This window comes from Saccharopolyspora hattusasensis, assembly GCF_050972075.1.
Taxonomy (GTDB): Bacteria; Actinomycetota; Actinomycetes; order Mycobacteriales; family Pseudonocardiaceae; genus Saccharopolyspora; species Saccharopolyspora hattusasensis.
Window position 1 is genome coordinate 2,450,033 of the sequence record NZ_JBPCDC010000001.1, and the last position, 25,389, is coordinate 2,475,421.

Genomic DNA, 25,389 nt, shown 5'->3' on the forward strand with positions numbered 1-25,389 from the left:
TGACGCAGACGATACCTGGCGCAGATAGTCTCATCCGGCCGGACCGTGACCTGGGACACGGCTGGTACGAGTGACCCGGTATCCCAGTAGGAGTGCAACAGTGGCAAGCAAAGACGCTGCGCAGACACACCGTCGGGATCGAACGCATTACCTGTACATCGCGGTGATCGCCGCAGTCGTGGCAGGGATCGCCGTTGGCTTCCTCGCGCCCGACCTCGGCAAGGCCCTCAAGCCGCTGGGTACCGGGTTCGTCAACCTGATCAAGATGATGATCTCGCCGGTCATCTTCTGCACCATCGTGCTCGGCGTGGGCGGCGTGCGGAAGGCCGCCAAGGTCGGGAAGGTCGGCGGCCTCGCGCTGGCCTACTTCATGGTCATGTCCGTGGTGGCGCTGGTCATCGGCCTGCTGGTCGGCAACGTGCTGCACCCCGGTGAGGGCCTGCACATCACCGACTCGCTGCGTGGCCAGGGTGCCCAGCAGGCCGGTGACGGCGCCGAGAGCACCACCGACTTCCTGCTCGGGATCATCCCGCACACCCTCGTTTCCTCGTTGACCGAGGGACAGGTGCTGCAGACGCTGCTGGTCGCGTTGCTGGCCGGTTTCGCGCTGCAGGCGCTGGGCGACAAGGGCGCACCGGTCCTGCGCGGCATCGAGCACATCCAGCGGCTGGTGTTCAAGATGCTGGCGATGGTCATGTGGGCGGCGCCGGTCGGCGCGTTCGGTGCGATCGCCGCGGTCGTCGGTGCGACCGGGGTGCAGGCGCTCAAGGGCCTGGCCGTGATCATGCTGGGCTTCTACACGACCTGCCTGCTGTTTGTGTTCCTGGTGCTGGGCCCGGTCCTGTGGATGTTCGCGCGGGTCAACATCTTCTCGCTGCTGCGCTACCTGGGACGCGAGTTCCTGCTGATCGTGTCCACCTCGTCGTCGGAGGCGGCGCTGCCGCGGCTGATCGCGAAGATGGAGCACCTCGGGGTGAGCAAGCCGGTGGTGGGCATCACGGTGCCGACCGGCTACTCGTTCAACCTGGACGGCACCATGATCTACCTGACCATGGCGTCGCTGTTCATCGCGAGCGCGCTGGGTGACCCGCTGGCGCTGGGCGAGCAGGTCGGGCTGCTGCTGTTCATGATGATCGCCTCGAAGGGCGCGGCGGGCGTCAGCGGCGCCGGGCTGGCCACCCTGGCCGGCGGGCTGCAGTCGCACCGGCCGGAACTGCTGGACGGCGTCGGCCTGATCGTGGGCATCGACCGGTTCATGTCCGAAGCGCGGGCGCTGACCAACTTCGCGGGCAACGCGGTCGCGACCGTCCTCATCGGCGCGTGGACCAAGGAGATCGACCGCGACCAGATGAAGCAGGTGTTCACGGGCGAGAGCCCGTTCAACGAGCAGTCCTTCGTCGACGATGGCCACGGCGGCGCCACCCCGGCCGACGAAGAACCCGAAAAGGTCGCGGCGGCAACGAAGAGCTGACGCCAAGCAGAAGGTGCCGTGCGTGTTTTCGGGTGCTGTAGCACCCGAAAACACGCACGGCACCTGACCGGCGGGGTCAGCCGGTGAGGCCCGGTGCGCCGTTCTCGACGCGGCCGGTCCGCGCGAGGCCGCGTTCACGCATCCAAATCGAACTCACGCCACTGCACGTTCGTCGGCCGCTCCCGAGTCTGTAGCCACTCGGTGAGCGCAGCCGTGAATGTGTCCAAGGGGAGCCCGGCCCCAGGCGGAAAGTCGTCGTCTTCGAACTCGCACCCGGGCGACTCCGCTTCGCCCACGGGATACGCCTTGTCATGATCCCTGTCCTGATACGACAGGTAGCCGAAGCCCTCGACCACGGTGGCGTACACGTCATGGTCGAAAAAACCTTGCTGTTCGTCCCAGAGCGGCCGCTCGCGGTGGATGAGCCGCGCGAGGTCGGCCGCCGGGTCGGCGAGCCGGTCGACTAGCCGGGGCAGCGCGGATTCGTCGGCGACGAGCATGTTCTCCCCTCGCTCCGAGCCGTCGTCGCTGAACACCGACCACCGAGCGTCGATCGTCATCGCTTGCCTTCCTCACCTCGGTACAGCCTGCCCCGGACGTTCCGTCTGCCGCAGCCGAGGAGCCGGTTCAGCGGAGCCGGTTCAGGAATGCACGCCAAGCGGCGTGGCTGACCGTGATGTGGCCAGCCTCCGGGACCTTCGAATCCCGTACCGCCACAGATAAGTCTGTGATCCGCACCTCGACACATGCGTCGCTGGCGGCGGCGCTCCGAGTGCTCTTGAACCAACCGGTGTCGTAGCCCATCACTGCACGTCCTTCAGCTTCTCGATAAGCAATGCCCTGGTTGCCGCCTGGTCCAGCGCGAGTCCTTGAGCGCGGTCGTAGGCACGGAACATGGGCTCAGTGTCCGCCTCTTGATCGTGGTATGTCGATGGCCCATAGAGCACCGGAACGAAAGCGATCCGTGGCGCTGAGTCGTCGAAGTCAAGCGTAATGAGCCCACCACCAGCAAGCGGGTTGTCCTGCACCGTCTTCGGCAGCACTTGCACCGCAACGTTGGGGCGCTCACCGAGCTGGAGGAGATGCAGAATTTGCCCACGCAGCACGGAGATACCACCGATGATCTCGTCAAGAGCACCTTCGGCAATGACGAAGGAGATGTCCTTGGGTTCGCTGGCTTCCAGGACACGCCGCTGCAACTCCGTGCGGAAGGCAACGCGATTCGCAACCTCGTCTTGAGACGACTCCCACCAGACTCCGTCACCTGTTGCGATCACTGCCCGCACGTAGTCGGGCGACTGCGCCAAGCCGGGCACGATGCTGGATTCGTAGAAGCCGATCGACTTGGCATCCGCCTGGAGGTCTGCGAGGCGTTCAAAGGAATGCGGCAGCTGGTCCGTGTATGTCCGGCCGCGTTGGCGTTTCCTCGTCTGCACACCGAGTTCAAGGACAGTCTGGCGTTCCGCCTCGTCGACACCGTAGAAGTCCAGCAAGGCCGTCAGCTCGTCGGCGCCGAAGGAACCTTTGGCCGTCTCGACCTGGCTGATCCGGGCCGTGTCCCGGCCGATGGCGCGGGCAGCCTGCTGCTGAGTCTTGCCCGCGCGATCGCGTAGACGGCGGAGCATCAGGCCAAGTTGACGACGTTCTACGGTTTGCCGTCCGGCTGCCACACGCCCTCCCGATGATCACCCACTTCGGGCAATGCAAAAGGTCACAATGACCCTTAATCTTCAGTAAAGCCTCATAAGAGACTTGAGGTTTCCGTCCACTGAACCTTATCTAGTTCGGGTCTTGTGCCCGGAGGGGAGTCGGCTGTGTACCGAGGGCAAGGAGTTGAGACCGCCACGCTGGCCTGGACCTCGGAGAACGTCGAGGTCACGCACGAATACGACGAGGGCGTCGACGAGGTGAACCTGATCTTCCGCGGCAACGACGAGCTCGTGCTCAGCTGCACCCGCCGCGGCTTCGCCACGCTCAGCGACGCAGTCGACGCCGTCAACCGGGATCTGGTTACCCGACCGGTTTGAGGGGGGTCGGGTCGTGAGTGCGTAACCGGGCTCCGGCCCGGTTACGCACTCACGACCTCCTACAGGGCGCCCTTCGTGGACGGGACCACGCCGGCGAAGCGGGGGTCGGGTTCCACCGCCGCCCGCAGGGCTCGGGCGATCGCCTTGTACTGGGCTTCCGCGATGTGGTGCGGGTCGCGGCCGTGGATCACCCTGGTGTGCAGGTTGATCTGGGAGTGGAACGCCAGCGACTCGAACACGTGGCGGTTCAGGACGAACGGGTAGTTGCCGCCGATCGTGAAGCTGTTGAACTGCTCCGGTTCGCCCGTCATCACGCAGTACGAGCGGCCCGAGACGTCCACCGCCGCGTGCGCGAGTGTCTCGTCCATCGGGATCCAGGCGTCGCCGAAGCGGCGGATGCCCTTCTTGTCGCCGAGCGCCTGGCGCAGCGCCTGGCCGAGCACGATCGCGGTGTCCTCCACCGTGTGGTGCGCGTCGATGTGGATGTCGCCGGTCGATTTCACCTTCAGGTCGAAGGCCGCGTGGGTGCCCAGCGCGGTGAGCATGTGGTCGTAGAACGGCACCGTGGTGTCGATGTCGACCTGCCCCGTGCCGTCGAGGTCGAGTTCGACCAGCACCGAGGATTCCTTGGTGGTGCGTTCGACCCGGCCGACCCGGGTCCCGGGCTGGAATGTCACTTGCTGATCTCCTCGCTCACGACCTTGCTCGCCGCCAGGAAGGCGTCGTTCTCCTCCGGCGTGCCGATGGTGACCCGCAGGTGGCCGGGGATCCCGACGTCGCGGATCAGCACGTCGGCGTCCAGGTAGCGCTGCCACGCGCGGTGCGCGTCCGCGAACCGTCCGAAGAGGACGAAGTTGGCGTCGCTGAGCACCGGCGAGAAACCCTGCTCCCGCAACGCTTCCACGACCCGCTCGCGCTCGTCGACCAGCGCCCGCACCGAACCGAGGGTGGCCTCGGCGTGCCGCAGGGCCGCCCGCGCGGCGGCCTGGGTGACCACCGACAGGTGGTACGGCAGGCGCACCAGCAGCAGGGCGTCGATCACGGCCGGGGCCGCCGCCAGGTAGCCGAGCCGACCGCCGGCGAACGCGAACGCCTTGCTCATCGTGCGGCTGACGATCACCTTCGCCGGGTACTGCCGGATCAGGTCGATCGCGCTGGGCCGGGCGGAGAACTCGGCGTACGCCTCGTCCACCACGACCACGCCGGGGGCGACGTCCAGGATCGCGCGCAGGTCGTCCTGCGACACCGACTGCCCGGTGGGGTTGTTCGGGCTGGTCACGAACACCACGCTGGGCCGCTTCTCCGCGACGATGCGGGCAGCCTGCGCGCCGTCCAGGCTGAAGTCGTCGCGGCGCGGCGCGGGCAGCCAGTCGGTGCGGGTGCCCGCCGACAGGATCGGGTGCATCGAGTACGACGGAACGAAGCCGAGCGCGGTGCGGCCGGGCCCGCCGAAGGCCTGCAGGATCTGCTGCAGGACCTCGTTGGAACCGTTGGCCGCCCACAGGTTCCCGGTCGCCAGCTGCACGCCGGTGGCCTCGGTCAGGTACGCGGCGAGGTCGGCGCGCAGCGCCGTGGCATCGCGGTCCGGGTAGCGGTGCAGCGCCGTGGCGGCTTCCTGCACCGCGGCGGTCACGTCGTCGACGAGTTCCTGCGGCGGCGGGTAGGGGTTCTCGTTGGTGTTGAGCCGAACCGAGACGTCCAGCTGCGGCGCGCCGTAGGGGCTGCGGCCGCGCAGATCGTCCCGAAGCGGCAGGTCGGCCAGCGTCGTGTCGGCGCCGAGCACGTCACTCATGGGTTCTACCTTCGGTTGTTCCGGGCGCTCAGCGGGAGAAGCGGGCGGTGACCGCCTGACCGTGCGCGGGCAGGTCCTCGGCGTTGGCCAGCGCCACCACCTGGTCCGCGACGTCACGGAGCGCCTGCTCGCTGTAGGAGATCACGTGGATGCCGCGCAGGAAGCTCTGCACGCTCAGGCCGGACGAGTGCCGCGCGCAGCCACCGGTGGGCAGCACGTGGTTGGAGCCCGCGCAGTAGTCGCCCAGCGACACCGGCGCGTACGGGCCGACGAAGATCGCGCCCGCGTTGCGCACCCGCGCGGCCACCGCTTCGGCGTTCGCGGTCTGGATCTCCAAGTGCTCGCCGGCGTATGCGTCCACCACCCGGAGGCCGTCCTCCACAGTGGACACCAAGATGCAGCCGGACTGCTCACCGGCCAGCGCGGTGCTGATCCGCTCGACGTGCTTGGTCTGCGCCACCTGGCGCTCCAGCTCGGCGTCGACCGCGTCGGCCAGCTCGACCGAGGTGGTCACCAGCACGCTCGCCGCGAGGGTGTCGTGCTCAGCCTGGCTGATCAGGTCGGCGGCCACGTGCGCCGCGTCGGCCGTCTCGTCGGCCAGCACCGCGATCTCCGTCGGCCCGGCCTCCGAGTCGATGCCGATCAGGCTGCGCAGGTGCCGCTTGGCGGCGGTCACGTAGACGTTGCCCGGCCCGGTCACCATGTCCACCGGCGTCAGCTCGGCGCCGTCGGTGTCGTGCCCGCCGTAGGCGAGCAGCGCCACCGCCTGCGCGCCGCCGACCGCCCAGACCTCCTCGACGCCGAGCAGCTGCGCGGCGGCCAGGATCGTCGGGTGCGGCAGGCCGCCGAACTCCGCCTGCGGCGGGCTGCACACCACCAGCGACTCCACCCCGGCGGCCTGCGCCGGGACCACGTTCATCACCACGCTGGACGGGTAGACCGCCAGCCCGCCCGGCGCGTACAGGCCGACGCGGGCGACCGGCACCCAGCGCTCGGTGACCGTGCCTCCGGGCACGACCTGCGTCGTCGTGTCGGTGCGCCGCTGGTCGTCGTGCACCCTGCGGGCGCGGGCGATCGACTCCTCCAGGGCCGCGCGCACCGCCGGGTCGAGATCGTCGAGGGCCCGCCTCAGCTCGGCGGCCGCCACCCTCACCCGTTCCGGTCGGACGGAATCAAACTTCTCGGTGAATTCGAGGACGGCTTCCACCCCGCGGTCGCGGATCGACTCGATCACCGGCCGGACCCGATGCAGCACGTGCTCGACGTCCATCTCGGCGCGCGGCAGCGTCGCGCGCAGCTCGACGGTGGACGGAACGCGACCGCGCAGGTCGGTACGGGTGAGCATGTGCGTCCTTCCAATACCCGGGGGCTACACGACCAGGGTAATCGCCGCGGGACGCGGCCGTCCTCGAACCCGGTCGCAGGTCACCCCGGACGACGAGGGCCTGAGTGGGAAAATGTCAACATGCGGCCATTGTTCGCCAGTGGCTTGCCAACATCGGGCGACTCCTAGAACCTGCCAACATCACTACCAGTGATCGATCGGAGACCCGATGTTCAGCTCACGGCGCAAGGCAGTGACCGTGGCGACCGCAGCGTGCCTGGTCCTGCTGGGCCCTATCCAGGCCGGCGTGTCCGCGGAGCCGACCGGAGCGACCGCCGCCCGGGACTTGGCCACCTACCGCGTTCCCAACACCGACAGCAAGACGCGAACCGAGATCAACCGCACCGGCGCCCAGGTCATCGCGGTGTCCGGCGCGGTGGCCACCGTGGAGGCCACCCCGGCGCAGGCCGAGCAGTTGCGCGCCGCCGGGTTCGTGCTCAACGCCGAGACCAAGGTCGCCGACGCGCTCAAGCGGATCAACCCGGCGCAGCGGGTACCGGGCGACTTCCCGCCCGGGTACGAGGGCTACCACAACCTCGACGAGATGAACGCCGAGCTCGACGCCGTGGTGAAGGACCACCCGGACATCGCGGCGAAGTCCAGCATCGGCAAGTCCTTCGAGGGCCGCGACATCCCGGTGCTGAAGATCAGCGACAACGTCGGGCAGGACGAGGACGAGCCCGAGGTGCTGTTCGACTGCAACCAGCACGCCCGCGAACACCTGACCACCGAGATGTGCCTGCACATCGCCAACCGGCTCACCGATGGCTACGCCGGCGACCAGGGGATCAAGGACGCGGTCGACAACCGGGAGGTCTGGATCATCCCGGTGGTCAACCCGGACGGCTCGTCCTACGACGTGGAGTCCGGCGAGTTCCAGGGGTGGCGCAAGAACCGGCAGGACGCCGGCACCGACCTCAATCGCAACTGGGGTTACAAGTGGGGCTGCTGCGGCGGCTCCGACGACGACCCGAACGGCGAGACCTACCGGGGCCCGGCCGCGTGGTCGGCGTCGGAGACCGCGGCGATGCGCCACTTCATCGACTCGCGGGTGGTCGGCGGCGCGCAGCAGATCAAGGCCGCGATCGACTTCCACACCTACTCCGAGCTCGTGCTGTGGCCCTTCGGGCACACCAGTGACGACGTCACCGAGGGCATGACACAGGAGGAGTACGACCGGTTCGCGCGGGTCGGCGGCGAGATGGCCAAGACCAACGGCTACACCCCGCAGCAGTCCAGCGACCTCTACGTCACCGACGGCGACAGCCTGGACTGGATGTGGGGCCAGCACAAGATCCTGGCCTACACCTTCGAGATGTATCCGGCCAACGGCGACGGCATCGACGGCTTCTACCCGCCCGACGACGTCATCGAGAAGGAGACCGCGCGCAACGACGCCGCGGTGGACATCCTGCTCCGCGAGGCAGGAGCCTGATCCGGCAGGAGGGAGAACGGGGCATCAACCGCTGCCGCACCAGCGGCCCCAGCGCTCGGCCGGTGGCGATAATGGCGGAATGGCTGCAGAACCCGCCGCGACGACCGTCACCGAGCACCGCCTGGTCCGGCACGGTTCGTGGATCGTCTGCCCGTTGTTGGGAGCGCTGGTCGTCTGGTTGTTGCGGCTGGCGTCCGCCTGGGTCGCCGGGTTGCCGTGGGCGCCGTTTCAGGGCGTGTTCCAGCTCGCCGCGTCGGTGCCCGACCCGTGGGGCTCGGTAGGCGCCATCGCCATCGGCGCGATCCTCGGGCTCGGCTTCGCCGGGCTGATGGCGCAGGAGCGGCTGACTGTCACCGTCGAACCGGAGCAGGTGGTGCTGACCGTCGGGCGGTCGCAGCAGCACATTGCGCGCGCCGGGATCGGTTACGTGTACGTCGATGGCAAGAACCTCGTGGTGCTGGACGAATCCGGCGGCGAGCACATCCGGCAACCGTCCGATTTGGACAGGTTTGCGCTGCGCAGGGCCTTCACCGACCACGGCTACCCGTGGCGGGACAAGGACCCGTTCACCGGCTCTTACAGCCTGTGGGTCGAGGACACGCCGGAGCTGTCGCTGCGGATCAACTCGCTGATGGCGGCCCGCGAACGCGCGCTGCGCAAGCGCGACGGGAAGGAAGCGGCGCTGCTGCGCACCGAACTGGTCAAGCACGGAATCCTCGTGCGCGACGTGAAGAAGCGTCAGTTCTGGCGAACCACCGACTGAGCTCGTGAGTGCCTCTTCCGGTAAGAACCGGAATTCGCACTCACGAGCCTTCGCGCGCTGCTGGTCCCGCACCGCCGACGACGACCTTGCTGACGCCTTCGACGGCCATGTGATCTCCTTTCGCCTGATCGTGCCCGTCATGGCCGTTCGTCCGAGCGACCGCAGCGAGATCGCGGAAACCGTCTCCGGAGGGCCGCGTGGAGGGCTCGCGAACGCCGGGAATGGAACAATCGGAAGATGGACGGTGTCGCTTGGAACATCGCGCTGGTGCTGCTGTTCGTGCTGCTCGGCGGCTACTTCGCCGCCGCGGAGATCGCGCTGGTGTCGCTGCGCGAGAGCCAGGTCCGCAAGCTCGCCGAACGCGACCGCCGCGGCGCGCGGGTGGCCAAGCTGCGCGCCGACTCCAACCGGTTCCTGTCGGCGGTGCAGATCGGCGTCACCTTCGCCGGGTTCTTCGCCTCCAGCTACGGCGGCGCGACGATCGCGGTGCGCCTGGAGCCGGTGTTGGCCGGCTGGGGCCTGCCGATCGGCGTGGCCGCGTCGGTGGCCCTGGTGCTGGTGACGCTGTTCGTGTCGTACCTGTCGCTGGTGCTCGGCGAGCTCGCCCCCAAGCGGCTGGCGCTGCAGAAGTCCGAGGGCGTCGCGATGGTCACCGCCGGGGTGCTGGACCGGGTGGCGACGCTGTCGCGGCCGTTGATCTGGTTGCTGTCGAAGTCCACCAACGCGGTGGTCCGGTTGCTCGGCATCGATCCGCGCGCCGACGAGGACAAGGTCAGCGAGGAAGAGCTGCGGGACATGGTGCGCACCAACGAGCAGCTGACCATTGAGGAGCGGCGGTTGCTCAGCGATGCGTTCCGGGCCACCGACCGAGTGCTCGGCGAGGTCATGGTGCCGCGCACCGAGGTCGATTTCCTGGACCGCACCATGCCGCTATCCGAGGCGATCGCCGAGGTGGCCGGCAAGCCTCACTCGCGGTACCCGGTCATCCGGGACACCGCCGACGACATCGTCGGTTTCATCCACGTCCGAGACCTGCTCGCCACGATGCACGACGGCCGCGAGGAGGCGCGCACAGTCGGCGACCTGACCCGTCCGGTGACGGCGCTGCCGGCGAGCAAGCCGGTGCTGGCGGCGCTGTCGCAGATGCGGCGGCGGGGCGGGCACCTGGCGGTGGTGGTCGACGAGTACGGCGGGACCGCGGGCATCGTCACCGTCGAGGACCTGGTGGAGGAGGTCGTCGGCGAGATCTGGGACGAGTACGACCCGAGCACGGCCCCGGTGCGCCCCAAGGGCAACGGCAGCTTCGAGACCGACGGGCTGCTGCACCGCGCCGAGTTCGAGCAGCAGACCGGGATCGCACTGCCCGACGGTCCCTACGACACGGTGGCCGGGTTCGTGGTCAGCCGGCTCGGGCGCGTCCCGGCCGAGGGCGATTCGCTGGAGGCCCTGGGCCACCGCTTCACGGTCCGCGCGATGGACGGCCACCGCGTGTCCCGCCTGCTGGTCACCAAGCTCGCTGCCCAGGAGTGACCCAACCCGGGTTTCGACTGTGGATAACTTCCGCAATTTCAATGGAAATCGGACATGGAAATCGGACATTCGATTTCCATTGAAATTGCGGACGACCGCGTCAGGACAGCAGCAGGTCAGGACAGCAGCAGGATCACGGATCCCACGATGATTCCGACGAGCACCACGACCGCCGCAGTGATCATGATCGCCCGCATCTTGGGCCGGTCGTCGCGAACCTCGGTCTGGGCCCGCTCCCGCCACTGCATGAAGGTGGTGCCTTCGCCCTCGCTCAACGTCGACTCCTCGGGTCCGTCGTCAGTACCGAGCGGTCCCCCGCGACCGCGTTTCGGCCCCACCATGTCATATCGACCCGCCGAGGCGAACCACGTGCACCGCCCAATGCCGCAGCAGGTCCTCGTCGTGGCTGATCGCGAGCACCCCCGTGCCGTGCTCGTTCACCCGCCGGTCCACGACCTGCACCAGCGCCGCCGTGGTGGACGCGTCCAGCATCGCGGTCATCTCGTCGCAGATCAGGTAGCCCGGCCACAACGCCAATGCCCGCGCCAGGCAGGCCCGTTGCAGTTGCCCGTCGCTGACCTCGTGCGGCCGCCGCGACAACAGCTCCGCGGTCAGCCCCACCTCGTCGGCCAGCTCGTCGACGTCGCCGGCGGCTCCGGTGGCCCGCAGCGGTTCGGCGACGATCTCGCGGAGCGTGAAGCGCGGGTCGACGGCGGGCCGCGGCTGCTGGAAGACGATGCCGATCGCCTTGCGCTGCTCCCGCGGCGTCGCGTGCCGGAAGCCGCTGACCGGCTTGCCGTCGAGCGACACCTGCCCGGACCACGGCTCATGCAGCAGCCCGATCACCCTGGCCAATGTGGACTTCCCGCACCCGCTCGGCCCGGCCAGCCCGACCACGGAACCGCCCGGGACGTCCAGGTCGACCCCGTCGAGCACCGGTTCGCCGCGCCGGTAGCCGGCGACCAGGCCGGTCGCGCTCAGCACGGCGGGTGCGCGGCGACCCACCGGTCGCCGAGGTCGAGCAGTTCCGGATCTCCCGTGCACGGCCCGAATCCGGGCACGTCCGGGCAGCGTTGGCAGAACACGCAACCCCATTCCTGTTCGATGCGGGCCAGTTCGGTGAGGGCCGGCGGGTGGCCGGGGATCGGCCGGAAACCGCCGTCGGGCAACGCCGCGAGCAGCCTCGCGGTGTACGGGTGCCAGGGGTCGGCAAGCACCTGCTCGGCGGGCCCGGCCTCGACGATGCGGCTGGCGTACATCACCGCGATGTCGGTGGCCACCCGGCGGGCGGCGGCCAGGTCGTGGGTGATCAGCAACACCGCGCGGTCGTCGGTGGCGGCTTCGGCGAGCAGGTCGACGGTGCGATGGACCAGCGGCCGGTCCAGCCCGGTGGTCGGCTCGTCGGCGAGGATGATCCGCGGGTTGCCGGCCAGCGCTAGCGCCACCGCGACCCGCTGAGCCATCCCGCCGGAAAGCTCGTGCGGATAGCGGTCGAGGTCGGCCGGAGCGAGCCCGACGCGTTCGGCGAGTTCGTCCGGCCCGGCGGCGCCGCCCAGCGCCCGGATCGCCTCGACGAGCTGGCTGCGCGCGGTCCGCACCGGGGTCAGGTGGGTGCTCGCGGACTGCGGAACCAGGCCGACGAGCCGGCCACGGACCTGCCCGGACAGCACCGGCTCCGGCGCCGACAGCAGCTCGATGCCGCCGCGCAGCACGGCTTCGCCGCGAACCTGCGCGTTCCCGGGCAGCAGCCCCAGCAGCGCCGAGGCCAGCACCGACTTGCCGCAGCCGGACTCCCCGACGAGCGCGAGTACCCTGCCCGGCCGCAGTTGCAGCGTCGCGTCGGTCACCGCCCGAACTTCGGCGCCTCGCCCCAGCAGGAAGCGCACCGAGAGCCGGTCCAGTTCGAGCAGCGGTTCGCTCACAGCGCCAACTCCGATCGCCGTCGCGGCAAGACCCGATCGCGCCAGGTCGCGGCCAGTCCGGACACCGCCAGCGTCGTCGCCACCAGCAGCACCGACGGGAAAAGCACGATCCACCAGGCGCCGAGCAGCACCGCTTCCCGGCCGTCGCCGAGGATGTTGCCGATGCTGGCCAGGTGCGGCGGCAGGCCGAGGCCGAGGAAGCTCAGCGCGGTCTCGTGCCACACCGCGTGCGGCACGAGCAGCACCGCCGAGAGCGCCGCCTGCGGCACGATCGCGGGCAGCAGGTGCCGCAGCAGGACCCGCGACCGCGACGAACCGCCCGCGATCGCCGCGTCGATGTAGGGCCGCTGGCGCAGCGACAGGACCTCCGAGCGCACGATGCGTGCCACGGTCGTCCAATGCGTGAGGGCGATGGACAGGATCACCGCGACCAGGCTGCCCCGGTACAGCGCGACGATCACGATGCCCAGCAGCAGGTGCGGCACCGAGTTGATGGTGTCGACCAGCCGCATCAGCAGCCGGTCCGGCCAGCCGCCGACGCCGCCCGCGACGGCGCCCACCAGCGAACCGAGCACAGTGGACACCACCGCGCTGAAACCGGCCACTAGTAAGGAGATCCGCAGCCCGGCGAGGGACTGCACGAACAGGTCCCGGCCGCCGGAGTCGGTGCCGAACGGGTGCGCCGGGCTCGGCGCGAGCCGAATCGAGTCGTAGCGCACCGATTCGCTGCCGAACAGCGTGGGCACCGCGATCGCCGCCAGCACGAGGACCGCGAGGCCGCCCAGCGACACCCACAACCGCGCCCGGGTCCGCGACACCCCGGCGCGCTTGCGGCCGGCGAATCGCCACGGTCCGACCGATGTGGACTCGTTGGATGTCTCAATCATGTTGCGTATCTTCTTCAGCCATCGGTCGCCACCCTCGGGTCTAGCACGATCGCCGCGATGTCGGCGAACAGCGAGCCGATCAGCACCGCCGCGGTGGCCACGAGCGTCAGGATCGCCAGTAGCGGGTAGTCGACCGCCGTCGCGGCGGTGACGACGGCGGCGGCCAGGCCCGGCCAGGAGAAGACCTCCTCGACCAGCACGGCTCCGGTGACCAGTTCCGGAACCCGCGCGCCGATCAGCGTGACGAACGGCAGCAGCGCGGTCGGCAGCGCGTGCCGCAGCACGACGGCGCTCTCCGCGAGGCCGCGCGCCCGCGCCCCGGTCACGTGGTCCTCGGACAGCGACGTCAGCATCGACTGCCGGACGTGCAGCACCAGCCACGGCGACTGGGAGATGCCCAGCACCAGCGCGGGCAGTGCCAGGTGCTCGGCGACCTGCCCGAACGACACCGGAGCGCCCGCGTCGGTCAGGCCCGCCACCGGCAGCCAGCCGAGCCCCAGCGAGAACACCGCGATCGACAGCAGCGCCAGCACGAACGGCGGCACGCCCTCCAGCGCGTGGCCGATGGCGGTGACGAACCGGTCGATCCAGCCGCCCTGCCGCCAGGCCGCGACGGTGCCCAGCACCAGGGCGATCACCACGGCCAGCGCGAGCCCGGTCGCGGTCAGCAGGAGCGTCCACGGCAGCCGTTGCGCGACGACCTGCACGACCGGCTGCCGGAACGACCGCGACACCCCGAGGTCGCCGCCGAACACGCCGGTCGCCCAGTGCCAGAACTGCACCAGCACGGGGTCGTCGAGCCCCAGCCGGGCCCGCACCTGCGCGACGTCGGCCGCAGACGCCCCGAAGAGCTCCACACCGTAGTACTGGTGGACCGGGTCGAACGGGGACGCCGCGGCCAGCACGAACACCCCGAACGCCACGACCACCAGCACCGGTACCACGAACCCGATTCGCCGCAGCACCAACCGGCCGATCGCGCGGCTCATGCCTGCGGTTTCCAGGTCTCGACGTTCCACCACGGGCCCCAGGTGGTCCCGTGCACGTGCGGCTCGACCGGTGGCTGGTAGCCGGACCACTTGCCGTCGCGCATCACGTAGCTGTGGTCGATGAACGCCAGGTACACCAGGCCCGGGTCGGCGACGTAGGCGCGCTGTGCCTGCTTGTAGAACTCCGCCCGCTTCGCCTGGTCGACCTCCTGCCGGCCGTCGTCGAGCGCGGCGTCCACCTTGGCGTTGCGGTACTGGCCCGGGTTGTTGTAGGTGCCGGTGCCGATGACCGAGGAGTGCAGGCTGGTGTAGACCTGCGGGTCGGGATCGATGGTGTTGCCGCCGCCGAGCACGATCCCGTCGGTTGCCAGCCGAGCGGGCACGGCCGAGCGGTCCACCCCGGCGAGCTCGACCTGGATGCCGACCGCCTTGGCGTCGGAGGCGAACGCGCGGGCGAGGTCCTTGCGGAGGCTGTCGTCGGCGAAATACATCACGGTGAACTGGGCGCGGACGCCGCCCCGCTCCCGGATGCCGTCGCCGCCGACCCGCCAACCGGCCTCGTCGAGCAGCTTCTTGGCGCGCTCGGGATCGAAGTCGAAGCGGGCCGTGGGCTCGAAGTTGGCACCCATCGACTCCGGGATCGGCGCGTAGGCGGGCTTTCCGTGCCCGCCCAGCAAGCCCTGGATCATGCCCTGGCGGTTGACTGCGAGATTCAGCGCGAGCCGCACGGCTCGGTCGCCGGCGACCGGGTGCGTGTTGGGCAACGCGATGCTGCGGAAGTCGGCGGTGCGGTGGTGCACCGTCCGGTAGCCGTCGCGGCCGACGCTCTCGGCCAGCACCGGCGGCAGCACGGTGCCGTCGAACTCGGCGGAGGCCAGGCGCTGGGCGCGGGTGTTGTCGTCCTTGGCGAAGACGACGGTGACCTTGCCGACGGCGGGCGCACCGGCCCAGTAGCCGGGGTTGGCCTCCCAGGTCATCTGGTCGCCCTGACGCCATTCGACGAGCTTGTAGGGCCCGGTGCCGACCGGCTTGGTGTTGAGCGGGGAGCTCTCCTGCGACTTCGGCTCGGCGAGCTGCTCGTTCGGCATGATGCCGAGCACCAGTCTCGACGGCCAGGCGGCGTAGGGGATCTTGAGGTCGAACCGCACGGTGTGCGGGTCGAGCGCGCGGACGTCGGCGAGCATGTCGAAGTCCGAGGACACCGTCGAGGCGTAGGCGGGGTCGATCGCTGCCTGGTAGGTGGCGACGACGTCTTCGGCGTCGAAGGGCGTGCCGTCGTGGAAGCGGACGCCGTCGCGGAGCTTGACCGTCCAGGTCTTGGCGTCGGGGGTGGATTGCGGTGCCTCGCCGGCCAGCGCGGGGCGCAACGCGGACTGGCCGTCGAAGGCCAGCAGGCCGTCGTAGAACTTCGCGGCCCCCTCCACGCCGTAGCCCAGCAGCGGGTTCAGGCTATCCGGCTCGTAGCCGTCGGCGAGCAGCATCGACCGGGGGTCACCGGTGCCCGGCGCGGTCGGCGCGGCGCACCCCGCCCCGAGCAGGCCCAGGGCGACCGGCACAGCGACGAACAAAGCACGACGTTTCAGCACTCCTGAACAATAGGTGCTATTGCAAGTTTTTCTCAATAAGTTGAGATCTTGCTCGCGCCCCCGTGAGCGTTTTCGGGTGCCAGGACCCCCGAAAACGCTCACGGACCCTGAGCAGCTCGGCCTCAGCCCGCCAGCAGGACCTGCTGCGTCGCGGACAGGTGCTCGGTGATTGCCGCAGCCGCGGCCTCCGCGTCTCCCGCGGCGAGCGCGGCCACGATCGCCTCGTGCTCGACGAGCACCGCCTTGCGCCGCCCGCCGCTGCTGAACAGCGCGACGATGCCCGCGCGGATCTGGCGTGCCCGCAACGCGTCGTAGGTCTTGCTGAGCATGTCGTTGCCGACCGCGCACACCAGCGTGGCGTGGAACCGGTGGTCGCGGTCGATGAACGCGCGGGCCTGGTCGTCGCCGCTGAGCTCGCGCTGGGCCGCCAGTTCGGCGCGCATCTGCTCCACCGGCACCGCGTCCAGCTCGATGGCGCGGCGGGCGGCGTAGCACTCGATCATCGCGCGTATCTCGAAGAGCTCGCGGATCTCCCGGCCGCCGACCGGGGCGATGTAGGCGCCGCGCTTGGGCACCAGCTGCACCAGTTCCTCGGCGGCGAGCAGCAGCAGGGCCTCGCGGATCGGCGTTCGGGACACCCCGATCTCGTCGGCCAGCGCCTGTTCGTTGACGAACTGCCCCTGCATCGCGGGGTTGCTGAGCACCGTGTCCTTGAGATGGTCGTAAGCCAGTTCTCGTCCCGACGGCAACGAAGACCCCCTGTGTGAATCTAGCCGGTGCATATCGCTGGTATACAAAAATAGTAACGGGTGACCGCTGGAAGGTGTTCGTTGCCTTCGAAGCGGCGCAGCCGTTTGGCGTCGCCACTCGCACCGCCGCGGATTCTCAGGGGGCGTCTGAGGTTCCGCCACATGCACCGCCACATGCACCGCCACGCAAAACGAGTTTGGAAAAAGTCCCTGGAAGGATGGTTGTGGTTATGCGGATCGCTTTGTGCCAGATCGTGTCCGGCCCGGACCCCAAGGCAAACCTGGAACTCGTGGCCGACGGCGTCCGGAAGGCCGCCGAGGCGGGTGCCGACCTCGCGGTGTTCCCGGAGGCGACGATGGCCTGCTTCGGGACCAGGCTCGGGCCGCTGGCCGAGCCCCTGGACGGGCCGTGGGCCACCGAGGTGCGGCGGTTTGCCGAGGAAGCCGGCATCGCGGTCGTGGCGGGCATGTTCACGCCCACCGAGGACGGCCGGGTGACAAACACGCTGCTGATCACCGGCCGCGGCCTGGACACCTCCTACGACAAGATCCACCTGTTCGACGCCTTCGGCTTCGCCGAGTCGAACACCGTCGCGCCGGGCGCGCAGCCGGTGGTGGTGGACCTCGACGGCACCAAGATCGGCCTGACGACCTGCTACGACGTGCGGTTCCCCGGCCTGTTCACGACGCTCGCCGACCAGGGCGCGTCGGTGATCGTCACCTCGGCGTCCTGGGGTTCCGGCGAGGGCAAGCGCGAGCAGTGGGAGCTGCTGGTGCGCGCCCGCGCGCTGGACTCGACGTCGTGGGTGGTGGCCTGCGGCCAGGCCGACCCGCGCAGCATCGGCCGGGAGCCGAGCGGCAAGGCCCCGACGGGCATCGGCTACAGCCTCGTCGCCACCCCGCTTGGCCAGGTGCACGCCCAGCTCGCCGACGCCCCCGAGGTCCGGGTCGTCGACATCGACCCGGCGGCGGTCGACCAGGCCCGCCAAGCGGTCCCGGTCCTCGCAAACCGCCGCTTCTGACGCGATCGTCCCGAGGCGAAGGGCGCCTGCTGCCGACTCGCTCGGCTGCCGACTCGCGCGGCAGGCAGAACCCGCTCGGCCTGCACAGTGCTCACCAGTACCTCACCCCAATCAGCTCCAGCCATGACCAAATCATCCCAGTCATCCACAGTACGAACACCGTTGGTAGCATTACGTAACTCCAGGTGAAGGAATCGTCGCGCGAGGTCCCCGGCGACGAGGCGCTACAGCTACGCTGGTCCAGTACCCGTAGGGAGAGGGGCTCGACAATGACCGCACTTCCTGACTGGATGGCGCTACCACCGGAGGGGCTGAGCGCCGCGGAGTACGAGGCGCTGCCCGAAGAAGTGTGCCGCCGCATCGAGATTGTCGATGGAGCCATCGTCGTGACTCCTGCCCCCCGCCGCTCGCATCAGATCATCGCACGGCGTCTCGCGAACGAACTTGAGCTCGCCGTTGGACCCGAGCTCACCGTTGCCACGGATGTCGATCTGCGACTGCGGGACGTGCCGCTACTCAACCGCAGACCAGACGTCGTCGTGTACGACTCCGCCTTGCCGGAGGACGCCGACCTGCGTCCCCAGCACTGCCTGCTGGTCGTCGAGGTGATGTCACCGGGCTCGGTCACCGCCGACCAGACCGACAAGCCCGCCGAGTACGCCGCTGCGGGCATCGAACACTTCTGGCGTATCGAAAGCGACCGCCAAGACGACCGGCGTTTGACTGCGTTCCGCTACCGCCTCGATCCCACGACCCGGACTTACGCACCCTCCGGGGTCGACACCGACAAGCTGGCGGTGTCTGACCCCGTCGAGTTGCGCATCGACTTCGAATCGCTGCTGTGACCGGGCACGACGCGCTGGGTGGGGCCGACACGCTTCGGCGCGGCCTTGAGCACAATGAGTGGCACCGCACTCATCGGGCACTCGTCGAGCAGTGGGACGCGGACCTGTTCAGCGAGGTCTTCGCTACCGAGTGACTACATGTCCAGGCCGAGGTCGAGGGCCGGGGAGGAGTGGGTCAGGCCTCCTACCGCCAGGTACTGGACTCCCGTTTCCGCGTAGGCGCGGGCCACGTCGAGGGTCAGGCCTCCCGATGCTTCGAGTTCCGTGGCCGGCGACGTCTCCCGGACCCGGCGGACCGCTTCCGCGCACTGCTGCGGGGTGAAGTTGTCCAGCAGGACCAGCTCCACGTCCTCCGCCAGCACCTCATCGAGTTCGTCCAGCGTGGACACCTCGACCTCCATCGGCAGGTCCGGCGCGTGCTCGCGGCAGGCCCGCACCGCCGCCACCGCCGAGCCAGCCGCCACGACGTGGTTGTCCTTGATCAGCACCGCGTCGCCGAGGCCCATCCGGTGGTTGACCCCGCCGCCGCAGCGGACCGCGTACTTCTGCAGCTCCCGCAGGCCGGGCAGCGTCTTGCGGCTGTCCCTGATCCGGCAGCCCGTGCCCGCGACCGCCTCGACCCACGCCGCCGTCGCGGTCGCGATGCCCGACAGGTGGCACAGCAGGTTCAGCGCCGTGCGTTCCGCCGTGAGCAGGCCGCGGACCGGGGCTTTCACCCGCAGCACGCAGTCGCCGGGCGCCAGCACATCACCGTCGGAACGTTCGGAGAGCACGGCGTAGGCGCCCGCGCCCAGCACCTCGTCGAGCACGAGGCGCACCAGCGGCAGGCCCGCGACCACCCCGGCCCGGCGGGTGTTGAATCCGGCCTCGGCTATCGCGCCGACCGGGACCGTCGCCTCGGTCGTCGCGTCCGGCCCGTAGCGCAGGTCCTCGGCCAGCCCCGTGCGGACGACCTCGCGGGCCTTCTCCAGATCGATGCTCATGCCGCTGTCCTCGCAATCCCGGCCGCGGTGTGGATGAGGCACCCCGAGGCGTCCAGCCGGAGCACCGTACTGCGCCGCCAACGCAGATCGTCGGTGTCCGGGAAATCCGTTCGGCGGTGGCAGCCGCGCGACTCGGCGCGTTGCCTGGCCGCCGCCAGCAGCGCCTGCGCGGCCAGCGCCAGCGACGAGTCCTCGACCGCCTGTCGAGTCCGAAGTGGACGGACGATGGCCGCCCGGTCCAGGATCCGGGTCGCTTCCGCGAGCCCCTCGTCGTCGCGCCCGATGCCGGCGTAGCGGCTCATCGTGCGCTGCAGCAGGTCCCGGTCGACCACCGCCATCGCCGGTTGCACCGCCGCACCGGGGGCCTTGCGGTTCAGCAGCCCGCAGCACAGGTCCTTGGCCACCGCCTCGGCCGCGCGCCCGCCGGCCACGAGGCCTTCCAGGAGGCTGTTGGACGCCAGCCGGTTTGCGCCGTGCAGCCCGGTGCACGCGACCTCACCGGCGGCGTAGAGCCCGGTCACGGTCGTTCGACCATCCACACTGGACACCACGCCGCCGCACGAGTAGTGCGCCGCGCTGGCCACCGGGATCGGCTCGCGGACCGGGTCGATGCCGGCCGCCTGGCACGCCGCGTACACCGTCGGGAACCGCTCGACGAACCCCGGACCGATGCTCGTCGCGTCGAGGAACACGTGCTCCGCGCCGGTTTCGGCGGCCCGCTTGTTGATCGCCGCGGACACGACATCGCGCGGGGCGAGGTCGGCCAGCGGGTGCTCCCCCTCCATCACGCGCCGCCCGTGCACGTCGACGAGCACCGCGCCTTCCCCGCGCACCGCCTCGGTGATCAGCGGCCGCCGCCCTCGCGGCGCACCCGGTGTGTAGAGCACCGTCGGGTGGAACTGCACGAACTCCAGGTCCGCGACGGACGCACCGGACCGCAGCGCGAGCGCGATACCGTCCGCAGTGGACACTTCGGGGTTCGTGGTGGCGGAATAGAGCTGGCCGAGGCCGCCGGTGGCCAGCAGCACCGCCGGGGCGTGCAGCACGCCCGGCCTGCTCTCGGAGTCCATCGCCAGTGCCCCGACGACGGCGCCGCTGTCGCCGCGCAGCAGCTCGACGACGCAATGCTGCTCCAGCACCGGAATCCCGCCGCCGCGCACGGCTTCGGACAACGCGCGCTGCACCTCTGCACCGGTCGCGTCGCCGCCGGAGTGGATCACGCGGAACGCGCTGTGCCCACCCTCGCGGGTCCGCGCCAGCTCACCGTCCGCGCGCAGGTCGAAGCGGGCACCCGCCGCGCGCAGCCGCGCGATCGCCTCGGCACCGTCGGCGAGGATGTCCCGCACGGCCGGGCGCGAGCACAGTCCGGCGCCGGCGGTCAGCGTGTCCTCGACGTGTTTGCGCAGGCTGTCGCCCGGGTCGAGCTCGTCCGGCCGGACCACGGCGATACCGCCCTGCGCCCAACTCGTGTTGCCCGCCGACGCGCTGTCCTTGCTGACCACCAGCACCCGCAGGCCCAGCTCGCGGGCCCGCAGCGCCGCCGTCAGGCCGGCGACGCCGGTGCCGACGACGAGTAAGTCCGCACCTGCTTCCCAGCTCATTCGCCGCCTCCGGGCTTGCCGATGGCGATCATCCGCTCGACCGAGGCCCGCGCCCGGTCGGCGACGTCCTTCGGCACGTGCACCTCGTCGGCGCCTTCGCGCAGGCAGCGCAGCAGGGCCGCCGGGGTGATCATCTTCATGTAGCGGCAGGACGCGCGGTCGTTGACCGCCCGGAAGTCGATCTCGGGTGCGGCGCGGCGCAACTGGTGCAGCATGCCGACCTCGGTGGCCACCAGCACCGAGCGGGCGCCGGTCTCCTTCGCCGCGGTCAGCATGTCGCCGGTGGACAGGATCTTCACCCGTTCCTTGGCGACGGTGCCCTCACCGGCCAGGTAGAGGGCCGAGGTCGCGCACCCGCACTCGGGGTGGATGAACAGGTCGGCGTCCGGGCTGGCCGCCGCCCGCTCGGCGAGCTCGGTCCCGTTGATCCCGGCGTGCACGTGGCATTCCCCGGCCCAGATGTGCAGGTTCTCCCGGCCGGTCTCGCGCCTGACGTGCGCACCCAGGAACTGGTCCGGGCAGAACAGCACCTCGCGGTCCGCCGGGATGGAGCGGACCACGTCCACCGCGTTCGACGAGGTGCAGCAGATGTCCGTCTCCGCCTTCACGTCGGCGGTGGTGTTCACGTAGGACACCACGACGGCGCCCGGGTGCTCGGCCTTCCAGGCCCGCAGCTGGTCGGCGCTGATCGAGTCGGCCAGCGAACATCCCGCCCGCGCGTCCGGGATGAGCACCGTCTTGTCCGGGCCGAGGATCTTCGCCGTCTCGGCCATGAAGTGCACGCCGCAGAAGACGATCGTGCCGGCGGAGCTGTTCGCCGCGATGCGGCTCAGCGCCAGCGAATCGCCGGTGTGGTCGGCGACGTCCTGGATCTCCGGAAGCTGGTAGTTGTGCGCCAGCAGCACGGCGTCCCGTTCGTCGGCCAGCTTACGTACCTCGCGCGCCCATTCGGCGGTGGGTGCCACCCCGGTGTAACCGGCGTCGGTCCGCTCCCAGGTTGCAGTCGCGGCCATGTCGTCCTCCTCGCCGGACCTCCGGGAGAACCCGCCCGGAAGCTCCGCTAGCACCCCGGATCAAGCTCCCCGAGGTTTTCGCCTTAGAATCGAAAACGTGACACATCCTAACACCGCGAGCTGTGCGGACAAGGGCGACGCTCGTCACGAAGTGCTCGCCGGCGTCCTCCAGGTACGCGACGACCGACTGCAGGTGCTGCTCTGGCAACGCGCACAGGAACCAGACGTGCACCGCTGGTCACTGCCCGGCGGGCGGCTGGCCGCCACCGAGGACGTGGAGACATCGATCCGGCGGCAGCTGGCCGAGAAGGTCGACGTGCACAAGCTGACCCACGTCGAGCAGCTCTCGGTGTTCAGCAGCCCGGGCCGGGTGCCCGGCCGCCGCGTCGTCGCCACCGCCTTCCTCGGGCTGGTGCCCTCCGACATCGACCCCGAGATCCCCGCCGACACGGCGTGGCATCCGGTCGACGCGCTGCCGCCGACCGCCTTCGACCACGAGCTGATCGTGCTGGCCGCGCGGGACCGGCTGCGCGCCAAGCTGTCCTACACGAACATCGGTTTCGCGCTGGCCCCCGCCGAGTTCACCGTCTCGGAGCTGCGCCGGATCTACTCCGCCGCGCTCGGCTACCAGGTCGCGGCGACCAACCTGCAGCGCGTGCTGTCCCGGCGCGGCGTGCTAGAACCCACCGGCCGCACGGTGCCCGCGGGTCCGGCCGGCGGCCGCCCTCCCGCGCTGTTCCAGTTCACCTCCCGGGATCTGCAGGTCACCGACCCATTCGCAGTGTTCCGGCCCCCGAGCTGAAGGGAGTGCATCCATTCCTTGAACGCTGCTTCCGGGGCATTCGCGACGTAGGTTTGGGGCGTGATGAACGTGCTGCCGCTCTTCCCGCTCGGTTCCGCCCTGCTGCCGGGCAGCCACCTGCCCTTGCACATCTTCGAGCCGCGCTACCGGCAGCTGGTCACCGATCTCGTCGGCGAGGACCTGCCGCACCGCCGGTTCGGCGTGGTCGCCATCCGGCAGGGCTGGGAAACCGGCGAGGACAACGTTGATTCGATGTACGACGTCGGCTGCTCCGCGCTGCTGGACCAGGTTCGGCAGCTGCCCGGCGGGCGGTATGACGTCAGCGCCAACGGGGAGCGCCGGTTCCGGCTGCTGCAGATCGACCGGAGCGCGGCGCCGTACCTGATGGCCGACATCGAATGGCTGCCGGACACCGCCCCGGAGAACGACTCGCCGGCGCGCCGCGAGCACCTGACGACCGCCGCCCGCGCGGCGTACCAGCGCTACCACGACACCGGATTGCGCGGCGGGCAGCGCGAAGCCCCGGCCGAGGACACCGACGCCGCGACGCTTTCGTACCTGCTGGCCGACGATTGCGTGCTGACCGTGGAGGACCGGCAGAAGCTGCTCGAAGAAACCGACCCCCTGGAACGGCTGCGCAACATCCGGCGGCTGCTGCTGCGGGAAACCGAGTTCCTCCGCGAACTTCGCGCGGTTCCGGCGCCCCTGACGGATTTCGCCCAGCACACCAGCGTGAACTGAGCGGGACGATGCACGGCTGGTCCCACGCGCGGTGCGAGCTGCGTGCGGCTGCGCCGCTTCGAAGGCGAAAGACGTGGCGCTGGGCTGTCTTGCGGCATCGATAGGATCTCCGCATGTCGTCACCTGGTAATTGGGGCTCCAACGAGTTCGGGCACTACGATCCGAACACCAGGCAGCCCGGCGCATCGGGGTCCCAGCCCGGCATGCAGTACCAGGGTTTCGGCACGTTCTCCCAGCCCCAGCAGCCGCCGCAGTCGCCACCACCGCCACCGCTGTCCCAGCAGCAGCCCTATCCCGGCATGGTCAGCGGCTACCCGGCGCAGCCCGCGCCGACCCCGCCGGGGAAGAGCCGCGGGCCGATGATCGCGGCGATCGCGCTCGCCTCGGTGGCCGTGATCGCGATCGTCACCACGATCGTCGTGCTCAGCACCTCCGACGGCGGATCGCAGGCGGCACCGCCGCCGCCCGCGGTAACCAGCACGCCGTCCAAGCCGACCCCCAGCGCGACGTCCGCCGCGCCGCCGACGGCGGCCAACCCGCAGCTGACGCCGCTGGTGCCCGGCTGGCAGGTGGCGACGGTGCCGAAGCGGGGCGCGGTCTACGACGTGCCGATGAACTGGAAACTGGACTCCAACCCGGAGGGCGTGCACGGCTTCGGCCCGCCCGACGACCCGGTGACGATGACCGGCGTGGCTGAGTACCAGAAGGGCTTCTGCACCGGCGCTCCGACCAGCTACCGGGCGGTCTCGGGCGCGACCGCCCGCAGGGGCCCGGACGATACCGCGGTGGCCACCGAAACGCTGCAGAAGTTCGCCGCGGTGGCCTACACGCGCGCCGGCCAGGCACCCGTGGTCCTGCCGGGCCCGCCGGAGCAGCTGCAGCTCACCGGCGGTGTTCCTGCCGTCCGGATCACCGCCCAGATCACGATGCCATCTCCCGAGACCTGCGACTCCGCGACGGTCGCGGTCAGCGTGCTCGCCACCAACAACGACGGCCAGAGCTCGGTGGTCTTCATCGCCGCGTCCGATCAGAACGTCCCGGACTCGGTTCCGGTCGACACGCTGAAGCAGATCACCCAGTCCTTCCGCGGCGCCCCGAAGTGATCGGCGGGAACATTTCCACTGGTCAGCGCCCGTGAGTGATTTTGGGTGCCATAGCGCCCGAAAACGCTCACGGCACCTGGCCAGCGGAAACGCTTATCCGAGGCGGCGGCCCAGGTCGTCGAGGCCGTTCCAGGAGGCGGCGAGGCCGTAGCCGAGCGCGAAGGCCAACGGCTGCACCAGCAGCACCCAGAAGGTGCCGACCTCCGGGGCAACCGTGATCAGGTCGCCCAGCTGCGGGTTCGCCGGCATCGCGTACAGCCCGCCGGCGAACGACGCGCCCAGCTGCACGCCCAGCCAGGACGCGACCACCGACCCGAGCGCACCCGCGATGAGCAGCACCGGGCCGCGCCGCCTGCGCACCAGCCACAGCACCGAGGACGTCAGCAGTCCGGCCGCGAAGGCGAGCAGCGCGAAGATCGCGATCGCGTCGAAGCCGTGGTAGCCCTCCACCAGCAGCGGGGTCAGCCTGCCCTGCAGGCCGAGCACGCTCTCCTGCGGCGGCGCCAGCCGCGACCACACCCAGCCGATCGGCAGGCCCAGCAGCGAGATCAGCGATACCAAGCTCACCGCGGGCAGCAGGTCGGCCTTGACCACCACGCGGGGCGGCGGCGCGACCAGCTGCAGAACCACCGGTTCCGCCTCGGCTCCGGCCGCGGCTTCGATCCGCTCCGGGGCGGCGCGCGTGCCGCCGGGCTCCACCGGGCTGTCCGCCACCCGCCAACCTCCTACCGGCTGCCACGACCG

The 25,389-nt window shown here is 70.1% G+C and carries 28 protein-coding genes; 11 read left to right on the top strand and 17 right to left on the bottom strand.

All coding sequences use genetic code 11. The features are described from left to right. Positions 1 to 100 precede the first annotated feature (100 nt). Complete coding sequence (locus ACRXBZ_RS10760) at positions 101 to 1,471, top strand: cation:dicarboxylate symporter family transporter (RefSeq protein ID WP_433878988.1); 1,371 nt, start codon at positions 101 to 103, stop codon at positions 1,469 to 1,471. Positions 1,472 to 1,605: 134 nt separating this feature from the next. Here ACRXBZ_RS10760 and ACRXBZ_RS10765 read toward each other — a convergent pair whose 3' ends face one another. The 3 genes from ACRXBZ_RS10765 to ACRXBZ_RS10775 all read right to left on the bottom strand — a co-directional run bounded on the left by ACRXBZ_RS10765 (position 1,606) and on the right by ACRXBZ_RS10775 (position 3,141). Then, positions 1,606 to 2,031, bottom strand: coding sequence for an Imm1 family immunity protein (locus ACRXBZ_RS10765; protein WP_433878989.1), 426 nt, complete (start codon positions 2,029 to 2,031; stop codon positions 1,606 to 1,608). Between the two features lie 67 nt (positions 2,032 to 2,098). Then, positions 2,099 to 2,275 carry a DUF397 domain-containing protein gene (locus ACRXBZ_RS10770; protein WP_433878990.1) on the bottom strand — a complete coding sequence of 59 codons (177 nt, stop codon included), beginning with the start codon at positions 2,273 to 2,275 and terminating at the stop codon, positions 2,099 to 2,101. Next, positions 2,275 to 3,141 carry a helix-turn-helix domain-containing protein gene (locus ACRXBZ_RS10775; RefSeq protein ID WP_433878991.1) on the bottom strand — a complete coding sequence of 289 codons (867 nt, stop codon included), beginning with the start codon at positions 3,139 to 3,141 and terminating at the stop codon, positions 2,275 to 2,277. The genes ACRXBZ_RS10770 and ACRXBZ_RS10775 overlap by 1 nt, the downstream gene beginning before the upstream one ends. Before the next feature lie 144 nt (positions 3,142 to 3,285). On the opposite strand from ACRXBZ_RS10775, the gene ACRXBZ_RS10780 reads away from it, so the two are divergent. After that, entirely contained in the window at positions 3,286 to 3,498 is a 213-nt protein-coding gene (locus tag ACRXBZ_RS10780; RefSeq protein WP_433878992.1) for a hypothetical protein, read from the top strand. 59 nt (positions 3,499 to 3,557) lie between these two features. On the opposite strand, the gene hisB is transcribed toward ACRXBZ_RS10780, so the two are convergent. The 3 genes from hisB to hisD are packed head-to-tail and all read right to left on the bottom strand — an operon-like array spanning position 3,558 to position 6,635. Further along, a complete protein-coding gene (gene hisB / locus ACRXBZ_RS10785; RefSeq protein ID WP_190822400.1) occupies positions 3,558 to 4,175 on the bottom strand; it encodes an imidazoleglycerol-phosphate dehydratase HisB in 618 nt (205 codons plus the stop codon). Beyond that, entirely contained in the window at positions 4,172 to 5,290 is a 1,119-nt protein-coding gene (locus tag ACRXBZ_RS10790; protein ID WP_433878993.1) for a histidinol-phosphate transaminase, read from the bottom strand. The genes hisB and ACRXBZ_RS10790 overlap by 4 nt, the downstream gene beginning before the upstream one ends. Before the next feature lie 28 nt (positions 5,291 to 5,318). Then, positions 5,319 to 6,635 carry a histidinol dehydrogenase gene (gene hisD, locus ACRXBZ_RS10795; RefSeq protein WP_433878994.1) on the bottom strand — a complete coding sequence of 439 codons (1,317 nt, stop codon included), beginning with the start codon at positions 6,633 to 6,635 and terminating at the stop codon, positions 5,319 to 5,321. Between the two features lie 208 nt (positions 6,636 to 6,843). On the opposite strand from hisD, the gene ACRXBZ_RS10800 reads away from it, so the two are divergent. The 3 genes from ACRXBZ_RS10800 to ACRXBZ_RS10810 all read left to right on the top strand — a co-directional run bounded on the left by ACRXBZ_RS10800 (position 6,844) and on the right by ACRXBZ_RS10810 (position 10,402). Then, positions 6,844 to 8,109, top strand: coding sequence for a M14 family metallopeptidase (locus ACRXBZ_RS10800; protein ID WP_433878995.1), 1,266 nt, complete (start codon positions 6,844 to 6,846; stop codon positions 8,107 to 8,109). A gap of 79 nt (positions 8,110 to 8,188) precedes the next feature. Beyond that, the gene (locus tag ACRXBZ_RS10805; RefSeq protein WP_433878996.1) at positions 8,189 to 8,872 is read left to right on the top strand and encodes a YqeB family protein; all 684 of its coding nucleotides are present in this window, start codon (positions 8,189 to 8,191) and stop codon (positions 8,870 to 8,872) included. 237 nt (positions 8,873 to 9,109) lie between these two features. Continuing rightward, a complete protein-coding gene (locus ACRXBZ_RS10810; protein WP_433878997.1) occupies positions 9,110 to 10,402 on the top strand; it encodes a hemolysin family protein in 1,293 nt (430 codons plus the stop codon). 116 nt (positions 10,403 to 10,518) lie between these two features. Here ACRXBZ_RS10810 and ACRXBZ_RS10815 read toward each other — a convergent pair whose 3' ends face one another. The 7 genes from ACRXBZ_RS10815 to ACRXBZ_RS10845 all read right to left on the bottom strand — a co-directional run bounded on the left by ACRXBZ_RS10815 (position 10,519) and on the right by ACRXBZ_RS10845 (position 16,535). Then, positions 10,519 to 10,677: a hypothetical protein gene (locus ACRXBZ_RS10815; protein ID WP_433878998.1), complete on the bottom strand. Its 159-nt coding sequence runs from the start codon at positions 10,675 to 10,677 to the stop codon at positions 10,519 to 10,521. A gap of 67 nt (positions 10,678 to 10,744) precedes the next feature. Beyond that, the gene (locus tag ACRXBZ_RS10820; protein ID WP_433878999.1) at positions 10,745 to 11,386 is read right to left on the bottom strand and encodes an ABC transporter ATP-binding protein; all 642 of its coding nucleotides are present in this window, start codon (positions 11,384 to 11,386) and stop codon (positions 10,745 to 10,747) included. After that, entirely contained in the window at positions 11,380 to 12,324 is a 945-nt protein-coding gene (locus ACRXBZ_RS10825; RefSeq protein WP_433879000.1) for an ABC transporter ATP-binding protein, read from the bottom strand. The genes ACRXBZ_RS10820 and ACRXBZ_RS10825 overlap by 7 nt, the downstream gene beginning before the upstream one ends. Further along, a complete protein-coding gene (locus ACRXBZ_RS10830; RefSeq protein ID WP_433879001.1) occupies positions 12,321 to 13,211 on the bottom strand; it encodes an ABC transporter permease in 891 nt (296 codons plus the stop codon). The genes ACRXBZ_RS10825 and ACRXBZ_RS10830 overlap by 4 nt, the downstream gene beginning before the upstream one ends. 14 nt (positions 13,212 to 13,225) lie before the next feature. Further along, a complete protein-coding gene (locus ACRXBZ_RS10835; protein ID WP_433879002.1) occupies positions 13,226 to 14,200 on the bottom strand; it encodes an ABC transporter permease in 975 nt (324 codons plus the stop codon). Next, positions 14,197 to 15,786 carry an ABC transporter substrate-binding protein gene (locus ACRXBZ_RS10840; RefSeq protein WP_433879003.1) on the bottom strand — a complete coding sequence of 530 codons (1,590 nt, stop codon included), beginning with the start codon at positions 15,784 to 15,786 and terminating at the stop codon, positions 14,197 to 14,199. Before ACRXBZ_RS10840 ends, ACRXBZ_RS10835 begins: the two co-directional genes overlap by 4 nt. A gap of 122 nt (positions 15,787 to 15,908) precedes the next feature. Further along, positions 15,909 to 16,535 carry a GntR family transcriptional regulator gene (locus ACRXBZ_RS10845; protein WP_433879004.1) on the bottom strand — a complete coding sequence of 209 codons (627 nt, stop codon included), beginning with the start codon at positions 16,533 to 16,535 and terminating at the stop codon, positions 15,909 to 15,911. Between the two features lie 230 nt (positions 16,536 to 16,765). On the opposite strand from ACRXBZ_RS10845, the gene ACRXBZ_RS10850 reads away from it, so the two are divergent. From ACRXBZ_RS10850 to ACRXBZ_RS10860, 3 genes are all read left to right on the top strand, one after another. After that, the gene (locus ACRXBZ_RS10850) at positions 16,766 to 17,557 is read left to right on the top strand and encodes a carbon-nitrogen hydrolase family protein (protein WP_433879005.1); all 792 of its coding nucleotides are present in this window, start codon (positions 16,766 to 16,768) and stop codon (positions 17,555 to 17,557) included. A gap of 269 nt (positions 17,558 to 17,826) precedes the next feature. Next, positions 17,827 to 18,402 (top strand): Uma2 family endonuclease, encoded by a 576-nt coding sequence (locus ACRXBZ_RS10855; protein WP_433879006.1) that lies wholly within the window; start codon positions 17,827 to 17,829, stop codon positions 18,400 to 18,402. After that, positions 18,399 to 18,536, top strand: coding sequence for a hypothetical protein (locus ACRXBZ_RS10860; protein WP_433879007.1), 138 nt, complete (start codon positions 18,399 to 18,401; stop codon positions 18,534 to 18,536). Before ACRXBZ_RS10855 ends, ACRXBZ_RS10860 begins: the two co-directional genes overlap by 4 nt. On the opposite strand, the gene nadC is transcribed toward ACRXBZ_RS10860, so the two are convergent. The 3 genes from nadC to nadA are packed head-to-tail and all read right to left on the bottom strand — an operon-like array spanning position 18,537 to position 21,999. Next, on the bottom strand, positions 18,537 to 19,385 hold the full coding sequence (gene nadC / locus ACRXBZ_RS10865; protein ID WP_433879008.1) for a carboxylating nicotinate-nucleotide diphosphorylase: 849 nt from the start codon (positions 19,383 to 19,385) through the stop codon (positions 18,537 to 18,539). It lies immediately after the preceding gene. Beyond that, positions 19,382 to 20,986 carry an L-aspartate oxidase gene (locus ACRXBZ_RS10870; protein ID WP_433879009.1) on the bottom strand — a complete coding sequence of 535 codons (1,605 nt, stop codon included), beginning with the start codon at positions 20,984 to 20,986 and terminating at the stop codon, positions 19,382 to 19,384. The genes nadC and ACRXBZ_RS10870 overlap by 4 nt, the downstream gene beginning before the upstream one ends. Continuing rightward, on the bottom strand, positions 20,983 to 21,999 hold the full coding sequence (gene nadA, locus ACRXBZ_RS10875; protein ID WP_433879010.1) for a quinolinate synthase NadA: 1,017 nt from the start codon (positions 21,997 to 21,999) through the stop codon (positions 20,983 to 20,985). Before nadA ends, ACRXBZ_RS10870 begins: the two co-directional genes overlap by 4 nt. A gap of 151 nt (positions 22,000 to 22,150) precedes the next feature. On the opposite strand from nadA, the gene ACRXBZ_RS10880 reads away from it, so the two are divergent. The 3 genes from ACRXBZ_RS10880 (at position 22,151) to ACRXBZ_RS10890 (ending at position 24,645) form a co-directional block, all read left to right on the top strand. Further along, positions 22,151 to 22,801 carry an NUDIX hydrolase gene (locus tag ACRXBZ_RS10880; RefSeq protein ID WP_433883844.1) on the top strand — a complete coding sequence of 217 codons (651 nt, stop codon included), beginning with the start codon at positions 22,151 to 22,153 and terminating at the stop codon, positions 22,799 to 22,801. A gap of 63 nt (positions 22,802 to 22,864) precedes the next feature. Further along, positions 22,865 to 23,542 (top strand): LON peptidase substrate-binding domain-containing protein, encoded by a 678-nt coding sequence (locus ACRXBZ_RS10885; protein WP_168589788.1) that lies wholly within the window; start codon positions 22,865 to 22,867, stop codon positions 23,540 to 23,542. A 113-nt stretch (positions 23,543 to 23,655) separates the two neighbouring features. Further along, entirely contained in the window at positions 23,656 to 24,645 is a 990-nt protein-coding gene (locus tag ACRXBZ_RS10890; RefSeq protein WP_433879011.1) for a DUF8017 domain-containing protein, read from the top strand. Between the two features lie 93 nt (positions 24,646 to 24,738). Here ACRXBZ_RS10890 and ACRXBZ_RS10895 read toward each other — a convergent pair whose 3' ends face one another. Further along, a complete protein-coding gene (locus ACRXBZ_RS10895; protein ID WP_433879012.1) occupies positions 24,739 to 25,359 on the bottom strand; it encodes a DUF2567 domain-containing protein in 621 nt (206 codons plus the stop codon). Positions 25,360 to 25,389: the final 30 nt, after the last annotated feature.

Bases quoted from the DNA above. Each gene is read 5' to 3' on its own strand.
- ACRXBZ_RS10800 (WP_433878995.1), top strand. From the start codon at position 6,844: ATGTTCAGCTCACGGCGCAAGGCAGTGACCGTGGCGACCGCAGCGTGC.
- ACRXBZ_RS10805 (WP_433878996.1), top strand. From the start codon at position 8,189: ATGGCTGCAGAACCCGCCGCGACGACCGTCACCGAGCACCGCCTGGTC.
- ACRXBZ_RS10855 (WP_433879006.1), top strand. From the start codon at position 17,827: ATGACCGCACTTCCTGACTGGATGGCGCTACCACCGGAGGGGCTGAGC.
- ACRXBZ_RS10870 (WP_433879009.1), bottom strand. From the start codon at position 20,986: ATGAGCTGGGAAGCAGGTGCGGACTTACTCGTCGTCGGCACCGGCGTC.
- nadA (WP_433879010.1), bottom strand. From the start codon at position 21,999: ATGGCCGCGACTGCAACCTGGGAGCGGACCGACGCCGGTTACACCGGG.
- ACRXBZ_RS10850 (WP_433879005.1), top strand. From the start codon at position 16,766: ATGCGGATCGCTTTGTGCCAGATCGTGTCCGGCCCGGACCCCAAGGCA.
- ACRXBZ_RS10885 (WP_168589788.1), top strand. From the start codon at position 22,865: ATGAACGTGCTGCCGCTCTTCCCGCTCGGTTCCGCCCTGCTGCCGGGC.
- hisD (WP_433878994.1), bottom strand. From the start codon at position 6,635: ATGCTCACCCGTACCGACCTGCGCGGTCGCGTTCCGTCCACCGTCGAG.
- ACRXBZ_RS10770 (WP_433878990.1), bottom strand. From the start codon at position 2,275: ATGGGCTACGACACCGGTTGGTTCAAGAGCACTCGGAGCGCCGCCGCC.
- nadC (WP_433879008.1), bottom strand. From the start codon at position 19,385: ATGAGCATCGATCTGGAGAAGGCCCGCGAGGTCGTCCGCACGGGGCTG.
- ACRXBZ_RS10830 (WP_433879001.1), bottom strand. From the start codon at position 13,211: ATGATTGAGACATCCAACGAGTCCACATCGGTCGGACCGTGGCGATTC.
- ACRXBZ_RS10790 (WP_433878993.1), bottom strand. From the start codon at position 5,290: ATGAGTGACGTGCTCGGCGCCGACACGACGCTGGCCGACCTGCCGCTT.
- ACRXBZ_RS10890 (WP_433879011.1), top strand. From the start codon at position 23,656: ATGTCGTCACCTGGTAATTGGGGCTCCAACGAGTTCGGGCACTACGAT.
- ACRXBZ_RS10810 (WP_433878997.1), top strand. From the start codon at position 9,110: ATGGACGGTGTCGCTTGGAACATCGCGCTGGTGCTGCTGTTCGTGCTG.
- ACRXBZ_RS10765 (WP_433878989.1), bottom strand. From the start codon at position 2,031: ATGACGATCGACGCTCGGTGGTCGGTGTTCAGCGACGACGGCTCGGAG.
- ACRXBZ_RS10835 (WP_433879002.1), bottom strand. From the start codon at position 14,200: ATGAGCCGCGCGATCGGCCGGTTGGTGCTGCGGCGAATCGGGTTCGTG.